The sequence below is a fragment of the Streptomyces sp. NPDC045899 genome, from assembly GCF_056431485.1.
This window is the reverse complement of the sequence record NZ_JBWKKP010000005.1, coordinates 1-14,962: the sequence shown is the minus strand read 5'-3', so window position 1 is coordinate 14,962 and position 14,962 is coordinate 1. Positions and strand designations below refer to the sequence as shown.

At 70.2% G+C, this 14,962-nt stretch carries 13 protein-coding genes, 1 rRNA gene and 1 riboswitch; of the genes, 2 read left to right on the top strand and 12 right to left on the bottom strand.

Annotation, left to right across the window (positions count from 1 at the left end; translation table 11 throughout):
• Positions 1 to 287 precede the first annotated feature (287 nt).
• Positions 288 to 494, top strand: a complete 207-nt coding sequence (locus AC07FT_RS09070) for a DUF5999 family protein (protein ID WP_302889135.1) — start codon at positions 288 to 290, stop codon at positions 492 to 494.
• Between the two features lie 133 nt (positions 495 to 627).
• Here AC07FT_RS09070 and gcvP read toward each other — a convergent pair whose 3' ends face one another.
• Complete coding sequence (gene gcvP / locus AC07FT_RS09065; RefSeq protein WP_479175242.1) at positions 628 to 3,540, bottom strand: aminomethyl-transferring glycine dehydrogenase; 2,913 nt, start codon at positions 3,538 to 3,540, stop codon at positions 628 to 630.
• Positions 3,541 to 3,725: 185 nt separating this feature from the next.
• Positions 3,726 to 3,824, bottom strand: a riboswitch (glycine riboswitch).
• A 125-nt stretch (positions 3,825 to 3,949) separates the two neighbouring features.
• On the opposite strand from gcvP, the gene AC07FT_RS09060 reads away from it, so the two are divergent.
• On the top strand, positions 3,950 to 4,267 hold the full coding sequence (locus tag AC07FT_RS09060; RefSeq protein WP_069873699.1) for a PRC-barrel domain-containing protein: 318 nt from the start codon (positions 3,950 to 3,952) through the stop codon (positions 4,265 to 4,267).
• Here the strand turns inward: AC07FT_RS09060 and AC07FT_RS09055 are convergent.
• The 11 genes from AC07FT_RS09055 to rrf form a co-directional block, all read right to left on the bottom strand.
• Positions 4,243 to 5,742 (bottom strand): DNA polymerase IV, encoded by a 1,500-nt coding sequence (locus AC07FT_RS09055; protein WP_479175241.1) that lies wholly within the window; start codon positions 5,740 to 5,742, stop codon positions 4,243 to 4,245. The genes AC07FT_RS09060 and AC07FT_RS09055 overlap by 25 nt on opposite strands.
• 88 nt (positions 5,743 to 5,830) lie before the next feature.
• Positions 5,831 to 6,460: a MerR family transcriptional regulator gene (locus tag AC07FT_RS09050; protein ID WP_432014718.1), complete on the bottom strand. Its 630-nt coding sequence runs from the start codon at positions 6,458 to 6,460 to the stop codon at positions 5,831 to 5,833.
• Positions 6,461 to 6,652: 192 nt separating this feature from the next.
• Positions 6,653 to 7,126 (bottom strand): bifunctional nuclease family protein, encoded by a 474-nt coding sequence (locus AC07FT_RS09045; RefSeq protein ID WP_014058684.1) that lies wholly within the window; start codon positions 7,124 to 7,126, stop codon positions 6,653 to 6,655.
• Positions 7,127 to 7,178: 52 nt separating this feature from the next.
• Positions 7,179 to 7,931 carry a transcriptional regulator FtsR gene (gene ftsR, locus AC07FT_RS09040; protein ID WP_479175239.1) on the bottom strand — a complete coding sequence of 251 codons (753 nt, stop codon included), beginning with the start codon at positions 7,929 to 7,931 and terminating at the stop codon, positions 7,179 to 7,181.
• Positions 7,932 to 7,948: 17 nt separating this feature from the next.
• On the bottom strand, positions 7,949 to 8,803 hold the full coding sequence (locus AC07FT_RS09035; RefSeq protein ID WP_471195991.1) for an FHA domain-containing protein: 855 nt from the start codon (positions 8,801 to 8,803) through the stop codon (positions 7,949 to 7,951).
• 130 nt (positions 8,804 to 8,933) lie between these two features.
• On the bottom strand, positions 8,934 to 10,121 hold the full coding sequence (locus tag AC07FT_RS09030) for a DUF881 domain-containing protein (RefSeq protein WP_479175237.1): 1,188 nt from the start codon (positions 10,119 to 10,121) through the stop codon (positions 8,934 to 8,936).
• Between the two features lie 5 nt (positions 10,122 to 10,126).
• Complete coding sequence (locus AC07FT_RS09025) at positions 10,127 to 10,459, bottom strand: small basic family protein (RefSeq protein WP_014058688.1); 333 nt, start codon at positions 10,457 to 10,459, stop codon at positions 10,127 to 10,129.
• Complete coding sequence (locus tag AC07FT_RS09020) at positions 10,456 to 11,400, bottom strand: DUF881 domain-containing protein (RefSeq protein WP_479175235.1); 945 nt, start codon at positions 11,398 to 11,400, stop codon at positions 10,456 to 10,458. The genes AC07FT_RS09025 and AC07FT_RS09020 overlap by 4 nt, the downstream gene beginning before the upstream one ends.
• 108 nt (positions 11,401 to 11,508) lie before the next feature.
• The gene (locus AC07FT_RS09015; protein WP_479175233.1) at positions 11,509 to 14,004 is read right to left on the bottom strand and encodes a sugar phosphate nucleotidyltransferase; all 2,496 of its coding nucleotides are present in this window, start codon (positions 14,002 to 14,004) and stop codon (positions 11,509 to 11,511) included.
• 110 nt (positions 14,005 to 14,114) lie between these two features.
• Positions 14,115 to 14,723 (bottom strand): cardiolipin synthase ClsA, encoded by a 609-nt coding sequence (gene clsA / locus AC07FT_RS09010; protein ID WP_471195978.1) that lies wholly within the window; start codon positions 14,721 to 14,723, stop codon positions 14,115 to 14,117.
• Positions 14,724 to 14,870: 147 nt separating this feature from the next.
• A 5S ribosomal RNA gene (gene rrf / locus AC07FT_RS09005) occupies positions 14,871 to 14,962 on the bottom strand; the annotation flags it as partial.

Below are 14,962 nucleotides of genomic sequence, written 5' to 3'. Positions count from 1 at the left end.
TTTTTGTCCCCCCCCCCCCCCACCCTCTCCTCCCCCCAAAAACCCCCCCCCCCCCCCCCCCCCCCCCCCCCCCCCCCTCCGCTGCGTCCTGGTAACAGTCCCGCCGCGATGAACCGTCCGGACGGGTGATGCGTCATTATCTAGCGAGACCGGTACCGCTAAATCCCTGCGGAATCCCGCCCGTAGGGCAACACTGGGAGCAACCGACCTACTCACCACGGGGGGCGGCCATGAACGCCGCGAAGAACCGCAGCACGTTCACCACACCGCAGCGAAAGAACCCTGCCATGTGCCAGCACCAACCACCCTGTCCGTCAGCCGACTCCGCCGACCGGGAGGCCGCCCATCTGGTGGCGCACCATCCGGAGCAGGGCTGGAGCCTGCTGTGCAACGGCGTCCTGCTCTTCGAGGACACCGGTGAGCTGCTGCCGGACGGACGCGTCATCGCTCCGTGCCGCCCGCGCGGTTCCGAACACGTGGTGACCGCCGCCTAGGCGTCACCCGACCGCCGTCCGGCCCACGCGGCCGAGGACGGCAGAAACACCGGGGCCGGCCCGGCGCCTTCGCCGAACCGGCCCCGCATCCCGGGGTGCCCGATGGCACCCCGTTCGCATGTCCAGCCCCGGATCAGCCCTCGTAGGAGTCCAGCGGCGGGCAGGAGCAGACGAGGTTGCGGTCCCCGAACGCCCCGTCGATCCGCCGCACCGGCGGCCAGTACTTGTCGGCGGCCGACACCCCGGCCGGGAACACCGCTTCCTCCCGGGAGTACGGGTGGTCCCACTCCCCGCCGAGCGCCGCGGCGGTGTGCGGAGCGTTCCGCAGCGGGTTGTCCTCCTTGGCCCATTCGCCCGAGGCGACCTTGTCGATCTCCGCGCGGATCGCGATCATCGTCTCGCAGAAGCGGTCCAGCTCCGCCAGGTCCTCGCTCTCCGTCGGCTCGATCATCAGCGTGCCGGCCACCGGGAACGACATGGTGGGCGCGTGGAAGCCGTAGTCGATCAGCCGCTTGGCCACATCGTCGACACTCACACCGGTCGCCTTGGTGAGCGGGCGCAGATCGATGATGCACTCATGGGCCACCAGACCGCCGGGGCCGGTGTAGAGCACCGGGTAGTGCGGCTCCAGCCGCTTGGCGATGTAGTTGGCGCCCAGCACCGCGACCTGGGTGGCGCGGCGCAGCCCCTCGCCGCCCATCAGCCGGACGTAGGCCCAGGAGATCGGCAGGATGCCCGCGGAACCCCACGGGGCGGCCGAGACCGGGCCGACGCCGGTGGCCGGACCGGCGGCGGGCTGCAGCGGGTGGTTGGGGAGGAACGGCGCCAGGTGCTCGCGCACCGCGACCGGGCCCACGCCCGGACCGCCGCCGCCGTGCGGGATGCAGAAGGTCTTGTGCAGGTTGAGGTGGGAGACGTCGCCGCCGAACCGGCCCGGCTCGGCGAGCCCGACCAGCGCGTTGAGGTTGGCGCCGTCCACGTAGACCTGGCCGCCCGCGTCGTGCACGGCGGCGCAGATCTCGGTGATGTGCTCCTCGAACACCCCGTGGGTGGAGGGGTAGGTGACCATCAGGACGGCCAGTTCGTCGCCGTGCTTCTCGATCTTGGCGCGCAGGTCGTCGGTGTCCACCTCGCCGTCCTCGCCGGTCTTCACCACGACGACCTTCATGCCCGCCATCACGGCGCTGGCGGCGTTGGTGCCGTGCGCGGAGGACGGGATCAGACAGACGGTCCGCTGGGTGTCGCCGTTGGCCCGGTGGTAGGCCCGCACGGCCAGCAGCCCGGACAGCTCACCCTGGGAACCGGCGTTGGGCTGGAGGGAGACCTTGTCGTAGCCGGTGACGGCGGCCAGCCGCTCCTCCAGCTCGCGGATGAGCGTCAGATAGCCCTGGGCCTGCTCGATCGGCGCGAACGGGTGCAGGGCGCCGAACTCGGGCCAGGTGACCGGCTCCATCTCGGTCGTGGCGTTGAGCTTCATGGTGCAGGAGCCGAGCGGGATCATGCCCCGGTCCAGGGCGTAGTCCCGGTCGGAGAGCCGGCGCAGGTAGCGCAGCATCGCGGTCTCGGAGCGGTGCTGGTGGAAGACCGGGTGGGTCAGATAGGCGTCCTCGCGCAGCAGCTCCCGCGGCAGCGCCTCGCCCGCGGCGGCGTCCAGTTCGTCGATGGAGGGGATCCCGGTGCCCTCACCGCTGCCGCCGTCGACACCGAAGGCGGACCAGACGGCGGCGAGCTGGGCGCGCCCGGTGGTCTCGTCACAGGCGATGCCGACGTGGTCGGCGTCGGTCAGCCGCAGATTGACCCCGGCCTCGCGGGCCGCGGCGACGACGTCGGCGGCGCGGCCGGGCACCCGGGCGGTGAGGGTGTCGAAGTAGGCGCCGTGCGCGACCTCGACACCGCCCGCGCGCAGCCCCTCGGCGAGGACGGTGGCGTAGCGGTGGGTGCGGCGGGCGATGGCCGCCAGCCCGTCCGGACCGTGGTAGACCGCGTACATCCCGGCCATGACGGCCAGCAGGACCTGGGCGGTGCAGATGTTGCTGGTGGCCTTCTCGCGGCGGATGTGCTGTTCACGCGTCTGGAGGGCCAGCCGGTACGCCTTGTCACCGTCGGCGTCGACCGAGACCCCGACGAGGCGCCCGGGCAGGCTGCGGGCGAAGGTGTCCCGGACAGCCATGAAACCGGCATGCGGGCCGCCGAAGCCCATCGGCACACCGAACCGCTGGCTGTTGCCGACCGCGATGTCCGCGCCCAGCTCACCGGGGGAGGTGAGCAGCGTGAGGGCGAGCAGATCGGTGGCGACGGTGACGACCGCGCCGAGTTCATGCGCCCGCTCTATGACCGGGCGGGGGTCGCGCACCGCGCCGGAGGCGCCCGGGTACTGGAGCAGCACGCCGAAGACACCTCGCTCGGCGACCTCGTCCGGGATGCCCCCCGACAGATCGGCGACGACGACCTCGACCCCGGTGGGCTCGGCCCGGGTCTGGATGACGGCGATGGTCTGCGGCAGACAGTCGGCGTCGATCAGGAAGACGCCTTCCTTGACCTTGCCGACGCGGCGCGAGAGCGCCATCGCCTCGGCGGCCGCGGTGCCCTCGTCCAGCAGCGAGGAACCGGCGGTGGGCAGCCCGGTCAGCTCGGAGACGACGGTCTGGAAGTTGAGCAGGGCCTCCAGCCGGCCCTGGGAGATCTCCGGCTGGTAGGGGGTGTAGGCGGTGTACCAGGCCGGGTTCTCCATGACGTTGCGCAGGATCACCGGCGGGGTGAAGGTGCCGTAGTAGCCCAGGCCGATCATGGACGGCAGCACCTGGTTGCGGTCGGCGAGACCGCGCAGCTCGGCGAGGACCTCCGGCTCGGTGCGGGCCGGGGGCAGGTCCAGAGCCTCGGTGCTCTTGATGACGTCCGGTACGGCCGTCTCGGTCAGCTCGTCGAGCGAGCCGAAGCCGACCTGGGCGAGCATCTTGGCCTGCGCCTCGTTGTCGGGACCGATGTGGCGCTGCTCGAACGGAGTACCGCGCTCCAGATCGGAGAGCGAGGTGCGGTTGGCGGTCATCTGCGGGGGCCTCCTGGTCTCACGACCGGCGAGGGGCACCACGGCGCGGGTGCCCGGACGGCCTCCCCCTCTGTCATCAACCTGAGAGCTTCACCGGCCCGCTTACCGTGACCGGCTTTCACCGTCGGTGAGGAGGGGTTTCGGAGCGACGCCCGCCCGTGGCCCACCCTGCTTTCCAGAGTGACCTCACCCGCACGGTACGTGTGCCTGAGAGATTCCGGGGAGGATTTGCTCCTTCGGCGCCTCCGTCAGCGATCGACGGAGAACTCTCCCGCACGGGGTCTACAGCCACAGCCAGCGTACCAGCGCATCTGTCGCACGGTCGGGGCCCCGACCGCTCGAGTGGACGCGCGACGTGATGTGGCTTTTTGTAGTTATCACTGGACAATTGCCACCTGTGGGAGAGAGCGTGCAGACCGATATCGACCCGCGGACCCTGATCGGCCGCAAGGCATTCGACCGCGAGGGCGCCAAGATCGGCACCGTGGACGAGGTCTATCTCGACGACGCGACCGGCGAGCCCGAATGGGCGGCGGTACGCACCGGACTGTTCAGCCGTGATGTGTTCGTACCGCTGGAACCGAGCGAGGTCGTCGGCGACACCCTCCGGGTGCCCTACGAACGGGCGCTGATCAAGGACGCCCCCGACTTCGGGGTGGGCCGCCATCTCTCACCCGAGCAGGAGCTCCAGCTCTACCACCACTACGGACTGGACGTCACCGGCTGACCCCGGCCGGAGCCCTGGACCCGGTCGGAGTCAGGGACCGCGGCGGCTCCGGAGCCGTCGGAAGCGGCGGGTCCGGCCCCGGCCCCGCCGCCGGGCTCCAGCAGCGGCAGTGGCTCACCCGGCTCCAGCGCCGGGTCGTCCACGGCGAACGTGCGCACCCGGCCCGGCCCGGACCAGGGCGTCTCGAAGCGCACCGTCACCCGGCCCACCCCGCTGCCCTGCACCCATCCCTCGCCGAACTCGCTGTGCCGCACATCCGTCCCCGGCAGCCAGCGCCGCGGCGCGCCGGGGTGCTCGGCGGCCCCCTCCGCGCCCGCTCCCGGGCCCTCGGGGCCGCCGCCCCCCGGAGCCGCCTCCCCGCCCTCCGGCGCCTCATGAGCGGCCCGCGCCGCCTCCGCGGCCTGTGCCGCCTGTGCGAACAGGTCCTCCTGGGTGAAGTCCGCCAGACCGCTCACCCCCACGCCCAGCAGTCGCACACCCGCCGTGGTGTCCACGCCCTCCAGCAGCCGGGCCGCCGCCTCCCGCACCACCGCGGGGTCGTCCGTGGGACCCCGCAGGGTCTCCGAGCGGGTCATCGTGGAGAAGTCGTACCGCCGCACCTTGAGCACGATCGTGCGCCCCGAATGACCCGCCGCGCGCAGCCGCCCCACACAGCGGTCGGCGAGCCGCGCGACCTCCAGCTGCACCCGGGTGCGGTCGGTCAGATCGACGTCGAAGGTGTCCTCCACCGACACGGACTTGGTGTCCCGCTCCGCGACCACCGGGCGCTCGTCCCGTCCACAGGCCATCAGATACAGCGACGCCCCGTGCGCCCGGCCCAGCAGCCGCACCAGCTCCGCCTCGCCCGCCTCCCGGGTCTCCAGCACGGTGTGGATCCCGGCTCTCCGCAGCGCCTCGGCCGTGGCCGGGCCGACGCCCGGCAGGGTGCGCACGGACAGGGGCGCGAGCAGCTCCCGTTCCGTACCCGGCGCGATGACCACCAGGCCGTCGGGCTTGGCCCGCTCCGAGGCGATCTTGGCGAGCATCTTGGACCCGGCCAGCCCGACCGAACCGGTCAGCCCGGTCACCGCCCGTATATCGGCCCGCAGCCGCTCCCCCACCGCCCGCGCGGCACCGGCGGTGGGCTCGGTGCCGCCCGCCTCCAGGTCCACGAACGCCTCGTCCAGACTCAGCGGCTCCACCAGCGGCGACAGGGTGTGCAGCAGCGTCATCACGGCGTCACTCACCCGGCGGTACAGGGTGAAGCGGGGGGTGAGATAGGCGGCGTTCGGACACAGCCGGCGGGCCTGCGCCATCGCCATGGCCGAATGGACCCCGAACACCCGCGCCTCATAGGAGGCCGTGGCGACCACGCCCCGCGGCCCGAGGCCACCCACGATCACCGGTTTGCCGCGCAGGCTTGGCTTGGCCGCCTGCTCCGCCGCGGCGAAGAAGGCGTCCATGTCCAGATGCAGGATCGTCGGCGCGGCCCTCACATCTCCGATGCTGCCCTACGCCACTGACATCCGGGCCGTACGGGCCCGGCGCTCCCCCGGCCACCGCCGGGAGGAGCCCCCCGCCCCGTCAGCCCGCCCTGTTCCGGCGGCGGGCCAGTTCATCGGCGGGGTTGTTGCCGACCAGCGTCTCGCCGGTGTCCACGCGCTCCCCGTGCAGCTGGGACAGCGCGCTCTCGACATCGCGCCACACCACGCCGACCGCGATCCCGAAGACGCCCTGACCGCCCTGGAGCAGGTCGACGACCTCATCGGGCGAGGTGCACTCGTAAACGGTGGCGCCGTCACTCATCAGGGTCATCTGGGCGAGGTCGTCCAGCCCGCGGGCGCGCAGGTGCTGGACGGCGGCCCGGATGTTCTGCAAGGACACACCGGTGTCCAGCAGCCGCTTGACGATCTTCAGGACGACCACGTCCCGGAAGCTGTACAGCCGCTGGCTCCCCGAGCCGTAGGCCGGCCGTACGCTGGGCTCCACCAGGCCGGTACGGGCCCAGTAGTCCAGCTGGCGGTAGGTGATGCCCGCGGCCGCGCACGCGGTGGGCCCGCGGTAGCCGACCCGCTCCGTCCCCTCCGCGGCGGGCTCCCCGCCCGGCGGCGCGATCTGTGCCGCGACCCGAGCCTTGAGTGCCGGTTCGGCCGGTGCGCCCCCCTGGAGCGCAAACGGACCGCCGGCCGCCGTGCCGTCGCCGGTGCTTCTCACGCCGACCTCCGTCCTCGACCTGCCATCTTGAAGGTAGGCAGTCACCCGGGGTGCGTCAACGATCGCCACACTCGCCACGCCGAGTGATAATCACCCTAGGGGTGGTTTCCCGTGTCCCTCTTCCGGGAAAGGCTACTCGAATGCTCTAGCGAGGACCGGCATTCGTGGCCACTTGTCGCGCATGTCGGAGGCTTACTGGCTGCTGGTGCCGAAGTCCTCGGGCGAGATCTGATCGAGGAACTCGCGGAACTTCTCCACCTCGTCCTCCTGCTCGTCCGGGATCGCGATGCCGGCGTCGTCCAGCACACCGTCGCTGCCGTAGATCGGCGTCCCGGTCCGCAGGGCGAGCGCTATGGCGTCGGACGGCCGTGCGCTGACCTCGACACCGCTGGCGAACACCAGCTCCGCGTAGAAGACCCCCTCGCGCAGGTCCGTGATCCGGACCTCGGTGAGCTGCTGGCCGACCGCTTCGAGCACGTCCTTGAAAAGGTCGTGGGTCAGCGGGCGCGCCGGTGCCATGCCCTGCTGGGCGAAGGCGATCGCCGTCGCCTCCCCTGGTCCGATCCAAATGGGGAGGTAGCGGTCGCCTCCCACTTCGCGCAGGAGCACGATCGGTTGGTTGGAGGGCATTTCCACCCGGACACCCACGACGTCGAGCTCGTTCACACAGCAACCCTAGGACGTGCGCGGCCGGTTTGGATAGTCGGGGCCTGGCCGCTCAGTGCGCCTGGGCCCGCAGAGCGGTCTGTACAAGGGCCGCGTGAAGCCGTACGGAGAGGGTGGCAAGCTCCCGCGCACTGGCCTCCGCATGGGCCCTGGTCTGCGGATTTCGATGCAATCGCAAGGGGGCGACCAGCTGCTCGACCAGCCCGGCCTCCCGCTCGGCCGACGCTTTCATGATCCGCAGATGGCGTGGCTCCAGACCGAAACGGCCCAGCTCGGCGAGAAGCCGGGCGACGGTCACCGCCTCGCTGTCGTATCCGCCGTCCCCGGTGGCCACGATCAGACCGTAGGACTCCCACTCGGCCAGCTCCGCCTCGCCGACCTCGGCCGCCGCCAGCAGTTCGGCACGGCCCACCCGGGCGGCGGTGGGACCCTCCGGGGGCGCCTCGGACGCCGGGTCCAGCAGCTCGCGCCCCGACTCCCCCTGCCCACCGGCGGGCAGCTGTGGCCGCTCACCGCGCTCCAGGGCCTCCAGATGCTCCCGGATGACCTTGAGCGGCAGATAGTGATCACGCTGCATCCGCAGGATCACGGCGAGCCGCCGCACATCCTCCTGGCTGAATTTGCGATAGCCGGAGGGGGTGCGGCGCGGCTCCACCAGTCCCTCGGACTCCAAGAAACGGATCTTGGAGAGGGTGACCTCGGGGAACTCGTCCCGCAGCAGATTCAGCACGGTGCCGATGCTCATCGTCCGGCCGCCCGCGGGGGCGGTGCCGGTATCGGCACCGCCCGACGGTGTCTGAAGCATGGACCTCCCCTGACGGGTCAGATGCCGGCACCCCGCTGGCTCGGGTAGAAGACCACCCGGTACTTCCCGATCTGCACCTCGTCACCGCTGGCCAGGACCAGTGGCGCGTCGATCTGCTCGCGGTTGACGTACGTCCCGTTGAGGCTGCCGACATCCACGACGGTGAAGCTGCCGTCCTGTCCGCGCCGGAACTCCACATGGCGGCGGGAGACCGTGACGTCGTCCAGGAAGATGTCGCTCTGCGGGTGGCGGCCGGCCGTGGTCACATCGCTGTCCAGCAGGAAGCGACTGCCGGAGTTGGGTCCGCGGCGGACCACCAGCAGCGCCGATCCCAGGGGCAGCGCCTCGACGGCGGCCTGGGCCTCGGGGCTGAGCGAGGGCAGCTGCGTCTGCCCGGTGACCTCGGAGTCGTACGCCTCGAGACCGGAGATCGAGATGGTCGAGGTGGTCTCGGACGCGCGCTCGGACGGGGCACCGCCCCGCAGGGGCGCGCCACAGTTGGAGCAGAACCGGCTGGCCTCGGCATTCCGATGCCCGCACCGCGTACAAACAGGCAAGCCGAACCCTCCACCACTCGAGGTCGATGGTTCTTCGAAACCTATGCGTCCGGCCGTCGAGGGGTCAACAGAAGACGCGCCCCGTCCGCCCGAAATGTCGCCGCCCTGCGGACCACCGACCTGATCCCGGAACAGCGGGCGCTCCTCGCTCCCCCCTCCGCTCTCTTCCGCGGCACGCGGGGCACGGTGGCGGGCGGTGCTGCTGCCGCCGTCCTGGCGAGCACTCTTGCCGAACAACTTCCCGAACAATTTCACGGGCGATTCCCCTTGACTGAAACAGACCCGCCCGTGGGGCAGGACAAACCCTCTACGCACACACCAGACGGTCCGGACACCCTCACAACGTCCGTGACCACCAGACAGTTTCCATCACGCGGGACTCTTCCGGTGCGTTGACCCCCCGCGTCCACATGGTCTCCCTGAGAGACCTTCATTTCGAACCGCCTCACCGTGATGACGACCGAGCGTAGTCAGGCCGCTTCGTGGACCGCAAGGCATCCACAATGATCTTCTTCTGGCGCACGATGGACACAGTGGCCTGCTCCTTCTCCAGACTCTGCACCACACCGCCCGGAATGTTGAGCGCCGGCTCCAGATCCTCCGGCTTGCCGATCACCTTGACGACGTACGGGCGCGTCACCCTCCGTCCATCGATCTCGACCCCTCCGCCGGTGTCCGCGAAGTAGGTGTTCGCGACGACCCGGACGTTGCCGATCTGAATCGCCTCCGCGCCCGCGGCCCGCAGTTCCTGGACGGTGTCCAGCAGCATGTCGGCTTCCACGGCGCCCCGGGAGTCGTTGATCGTCATCGTGATCCCGGGTCCCTGGGCGCCGACCGTACCGGCGAGCACCCCGAGCTGCTGCTCCTTCTGGAGTGTCTGCTTACGGGCCTCCTCGGCCTGGTCCGAGCTGTTCTCCAGTTCGGTGCGCTGCCCTTCCAGACGGCGCTTCTCGTCCTGGAGCCGCTGGGTGCGGTCGTCCAACTCGTCGAGAATCCGCACCAGATCCTCCTGGCGGGCGCCGCGCAGCACGCTGTTCTCATTGGTCGAGCGCACCTGGATGGCCAGACCGAGACCGAGGCCGAACAGCAGCAGGGCGACGATCAGCTGGGCACGCGTCATCCGGGGCGGCCAGAGGCCCTTCACCAGGCGCTGACGGCCGGTGAGCGGCTTCTCCTCGTCCTCCTCGGCCGACCGGTCGGGCGCGGGCCCCGCGGCGTCGTGGGCACCCTTACGCGGCTCCTCGCCGGACGGGCCGGAGGACTGCTCGCCCCCGGCACGCCGGGGGCCGGAGGGGCCCGCCCCGGCGGGCCCGGCGCCCGACGGCGGGGTGCCGCCCGGCCCGGCTCCGGCACGCTCATCGCGCGGCCGCTCGGGCGGAAGCGGCCGTCCGGCCGCGGCGGGACGGTCGGCCGCGGCCGGCTCATCGGACTGCCGCCGGGGCGCCTGAGGCCCGCGGGGCTGCTGAGGCTCCTGGGGCTGGGGCCGCTCCGTCCGCTCACCCGGACCGTTCCGCTCCGGGCGGCGGCCCTTGCTCCTGGCCTCCGCGTCGGGCCGCTCGGTCCGCTCAGGTCGCTCGGGTCGCGGCTCCTGTTCGGACCGCTCCGGCTGCTCGGGGGTGTTGTCAGTCGTCATCGGCCTCACGCCCGGAACACATGGCGCCGGATCGCGGCGGCGTTGGAGAAGATCCGGATGCCGAGGACCACCACGACCCCCGTGGACAGCTGGGCGCCGACGCCCAGCTTGTCGCCCAGGAAGACGATCAGCGCGGCCACCACCACGTTGGACAGGAACGACACGACGAAGACCTTGTCGTCGAAGATGCCGTCCAGCATCGCGCGGAAGCCGCCGAAGACCGCGTCGAGTGCCGCGACGACGGCGATCGGCAGATAGGGCTCGACCACCGTCGGCACCACGGGTCGGACCACAAGTCCGACCACGACTCCCACGATGAGGCCCAATACGGCGATCACGATGTGCCCTTCCCTGTGTCGGCGGTTTCGGCGCCACCCTTGCCCGCGCCACCGGCTATCGGTTCCGCGGTACGTACGATCAGACTCGGCGCGGCCGGGAGCCGGACCGTGTCCTGGGCGGTAATGCTGGTGCGGATGTCGTAGTTCTCCTTGAGGACATGGAGATACTGTCCATCGGCACTGTCCTGGAAGCGGGTGCTCAGCCGCTGGCCGTCCCCCACCGCGAGCACCGTATAGGGCGGCGCCAGCGGCTTGTTGTCGACCAGTATGGCGTCACCGGCGGCCCGGATCGCCGACAGTGCGGTCAGCCGCTGACCGTTGATCGAGACGGCTTCCGCCCCCGACTCCCACAGCCCGTTGATCACGCGTTGCATGTCGTGGTCGCGGACCCGCCCGGTGTCGGAGAAGTCGGCGCGCTCCCGCGGCCCCCCGCCGCTGCTCTCGGCGTGCTTGGCGTCATCGACGACCAGCTTCAGACCGGGACCGGTCACCTCGGTCGCCCCCGACAGCAGCGCGACCAGTTCCCCCTTGTCCCCGCCATGCTTCTCCAGCGCCTGCCGCTGTTTCTCCCCGACCTCGTCGCGGAGCTCGTCCACATTCTTGGTGAGCTCGTCCGCGTCCGCGTTCCCCCGCTCGATGCGGTCGATGAGCTCCTCCCGCTCCTTGGCGAGCGTGGGCGCAGATATCCGCGCCTCGGCGGCCCCGATCGTCACCACGACCGCCACCAGCACCAGGCCGAGGGCCAGCCCCAGCTTGGCGCGCAGCGTCCGGGGCAGCCTCGAGCGCCCGATTTCGCCGCGCCGTGCCACCGCTTCCGCATAGCCGTCGTCGAGGCTGTGGTCCATCACGTTGGTCAGCAACGACATGGACGCGTCGAGACGCGGGCGCGGGCTCGGCGATGCTGTGCTCCGAACGGGGGGCTCCTGCGACATGCCGCACATCGTCGCACGTCGGGGGCGCCGTCACCCAATGGCCCCACCGGCGTGCCGGATCCGGGGCCGGGAGGCGGCGCCCCGACGCGCGCAAAGGCGACGGAACGCCCCCCCGGGTCAGCGCCCCGCGCTGTCCACGACGCCCGACCACTCGTCCAGCAGGGCCTGCGCGGAGGCGTCGTCCGGACCCTCGGCCCAGAGATGGGTGACGGCCTCGGCCGGATCGGGCAGCACCATCACCCAGCGTCCGTCGGCCTCGACCACACGCACCCCGTCGGTGGTGTCCACCGACCGGTCGCCCGCGGCCTCCACCACATGCCGCATCACCAGGCCCTTGACCGCCCAGGGGGTGGCCAGATCACGGCGCTGCACATGGGCACGCGGGATCCTGGCGTCGATCTGACTCAACGTCAACTGCGTGCGGGCCACCAGCCCGATGAGCCGCGCGAAGGCCGCCGTGCCGTCGAAGACGCTGCTGAACTCGGGGATGATGAAACCGCCGCGCCCGTCGCCACCGAAAACGGTCGTATCCGCACGGGCGACCCGGGTCAGGTCGTCCGCGGCCGTGGTCGTCCACTCCACCTGGGTGCCGTGGTACGCCGCGACCTGCTCGGCGATACGGGTGGTGGTGACCGGGAGCGCCACCTGTCCGCTGCGCCGCTCGGCGGCCACCAGGTCCAGCATGACGAGCAGCGCCCGGTCGTCCTCCACGATGCGGCCGCGCTCGTCCACCAGGGACAGCCGCTCACCGACCGGGTCGAACCGCACCCCGAAGGCGGCACGGGCCGAGGCGACGATCTCACCGAGCCGGGCCAGGCCGGAGCGGCGGGCGTCGGCCGTCTCCGTCGGGCGGGACTCGTTGAGACCCGGGTTGATCGTCAGGGCGTCCACCCCGAGACGGCCGAGCAGGCTGGGAAGGACCAGACCGGCACTTCCGTTCGAGGCGTCCACGACGACCTTCAGACCGGACTCGGCGATACCGCTGATGTCCACGGCCCGCAGCAACGACCCGGTGTACGAGTCGAAGACGCTGGACGGGAAGCTGAGGTCGCCGATCTCACCGGGGAACGCCCGGCGGTACTCCTGGCGCGCGTACACCCGGTCCAGCTTGCGCTGGCGGGTGGCCGACAGATCGGCGCCGCGCTCGTCGAAGAACATGATGTCGACCGAGTCCGGCACCCCGGGTGAGGTACGGATCATGATGCCGCCGGCGCTGCCGCGCGCGGTCTGCTGACGAGCCACCGGCAGCGGTACGTTCTCCAGGTCCCGCACATCGATGGCGCTGGTCTGCAGGGCGGAGATCACGGCCCGCTTGAGCGCACGCGCACCCCGGGAGTGGTCACGTGCCGTGGTGACCGTGGAGCCCTTCTTGAGGGTGGTGGCGTACGCCCCGGCCAGCCGCACCGCGAGCTCCGGGGTGATCTCCACGTTCAGGATCCCGGAGACCCCCCGGGTACCGAACAGATGCGCCTGGCCCCGGGACTCCCAGATCACCGAGGTGTTGACGAACGCGCCCGCCTCGATGGTCTTGAACGGATACACCCGGACGTTGCCCTGGACGATCGACTCCTCGCCGATCAGGCATTCATCACCGATGACGGCGCCGTCCTCGATCCGGGCGGCGCGCATGATGTCGGTGTTCTTCCCGATGACGCAACCGCGCAGATTGCTCTGCTGGCCGACGTAGACGTTGTCGTGGACCACCGCCTTGTGGAGGAAGGCACCGGTCTTCACCACGACGTTGGAACCGACGACGGTGTGCTCGCGGATCTCGGCGTCCGCTTCGACCTTGGCGTAGTCGCCGATGTAGAGCGGGCCGCGGAGCACAGCGTCCGGATGGACCTCGGCGCCCTCGGCGACCCAGACACCGGGCGAGATCTCGAATCCGTCGATCTCGACGTCGACCTTCCCCTCGAGGACGTCGGCCTGGGCCTTCACATAGCTCTCATGGGTGCCGACGTCCTCCCAGTAGCCCTCGGCGACATAGCCGAAGATCGGCTTGCCCTCCTTCATGAGCTGCGGGAAGACATCACCGGACCAGTCCACGGGAACATCGGGCTCGACGTAGTCGAAGACCTCCGGCTCCATGACGTAGATGCCGGTGTTGACCGTGTCGGAGAAGACCTGGCCCCAGGTGGGCTTCTCCAGGAAGCGCTCGACCTTCCCGCCCTCGTCGACGATGGTGATGCCGAATTCCAGCGGATTGGGGACACGGGTCAGACAGACGGTGACGAGCGCGCCCTTTTCCTTATGGAAATTGATCAGCTCAGTCAGGTCAAAATCTGTCAGGGCATCACCGGAGATGACCAGAAAGGCATCGTCCTTGAGTGCCTCTTCCGCGTTCTTGACGCTGCCGGCGGTACCGAGTGGCTTCTCCTCGTTGGCGTACGTGAGCTCCATGCCGAGCTCCTCGCCGTCACCGAAGTAGTTCTTCACCAGGGAGGCGAGGAACTGGACGGTCACCACGGTCTCGGACAGCCCATGCCGCTTCAGCAGCCGCAGCACATGCTCCATGATGGGCCGGTTGGCCACGGGCAGCAGCGGTTTGGGCATGGTCGAGGTCATCGGGCGCAGACGAGTTCCCTCGCCTCCCGCCATCACGACGGCCTTCATGTCGGAAGCGTCCTCCTTGAAGAGACGACGGTCATGCCGACCGCGCACGCCCGATGGCCCTGGGCCGCGCTACGGGCACCCGGCCTCCACAGGCTGGCGCAACAGCGAGCTCAGTCGGCCGCGGCGTCCGCCCTGACAAGTCGGCGGACCTGAACCACGTAGAGGACTCCTGCCCACCAATAGAGTGTTGTACCCCATCCGGCGAACGCCCATCCGAAAATGGCGGCGGTCGTGTGAAGCCAGCCGGTTCCATCACTCAGAAGGAGCAAGGGGAAGGCGTACATCAGGTTGAACGTGGCTGCCTTGCCGAGGAAGTTCACCTGGGGTGGCGGATAGCCATGACGGCGGAGGATCCACACCATCACGAGCAGCACCAGCTCCCGGGCGAGAAGTACCGCGGGCAACCAGATGGGCAGGATCTCGCGCCAGGTGAGGCCGACGAGTGTAGACAGAATGTAGAGACGGTCGGCCGCCGGATCGAGGATCCGGCCGAGACTGGAGATCTGGTTCCAACGGCGGGCCAGCTTGCCGTCGAGATAGTCGCTCACACCGCTGAGCAGCAGGACCAGCAGGGCCCAGCCATCGCTCTTGGGCCCGCCGAACTCGGGCCGGAGGATCAACCACAGGAAGAGCGGCACGCCGACGAGGCGCGCGGCGCTGAGGATGTTCGGGATCGTGAGTACACGGTCCGTCTGAACGCGTGTCTCCTGGACCTCCACCCGGGAGCCTCCTGCGAGAACGTTCCGATGATGCTTCATGACCTTACCGGTAGGGAGGGACCACCCTCGCACCGGGTCGGGCCCACAGAGACAGCAAAAAGCCCCCGACGGGAATTGATGTTCCCTTCGGGGGCTTTTACACAAATTGTTCGGCGGCGTCCTACTCTCCCACAGGGTCCCCCCTGCAGTACCATCGGCGCTGAAAGGCTTAGCTTCCGGGTTCGGAATGTAACCGGGCG

What these genes read in the sequence shown, in the direction of transcription:
- AC07FT_RS09070 (WP_302889135.1), top strand. Translation starts at nt 288, where the DNA reads ATGTGCCAGCACCAACCACCCTGTCCGTCAGCCGACTCCGCCGACCGG.
- gcvP (WP_479175242.1), bottom strand. Translation starts at nt 3,540, where the DNA reads ATGACCGCCAACCGCACCTCGCTCTCCGATCTGGAGCGCGGTACTCCG.
- ftsR (WP_479175239.1), bottom strand. Translation starts at nt 7,931, where the DNA reads ATGCTTCAGACACCGTCGGGCGGTGCCGATACCGGCACCGCCCCCGCG.
- AC07FT_RS09030 (WP_479175237.1), bottom strand. Translation starts at nt 10,121, where the DNA reads ATGACGACTGACAACACCCCCGAGCAGCCGGAGCGGTCCGAACAGGAG.
- AC07FT_RS09020 (WP_479175235.1), bottom strand. Translation starts at nt 11,400, where the DNA reads ATGTGCGGCATGTCGCAGGAGCCCCCCGTTCGGAGCACAGCATCGCCG.
- AC07FT_RS09015 (WP_479175233.1), bottom strand. Translation starts at nt 14,004, where the DNA reads ATGAAGGCCGTCGTGATGGCGGGAGGCGAGGGAACTCGTCTGCGCCCG.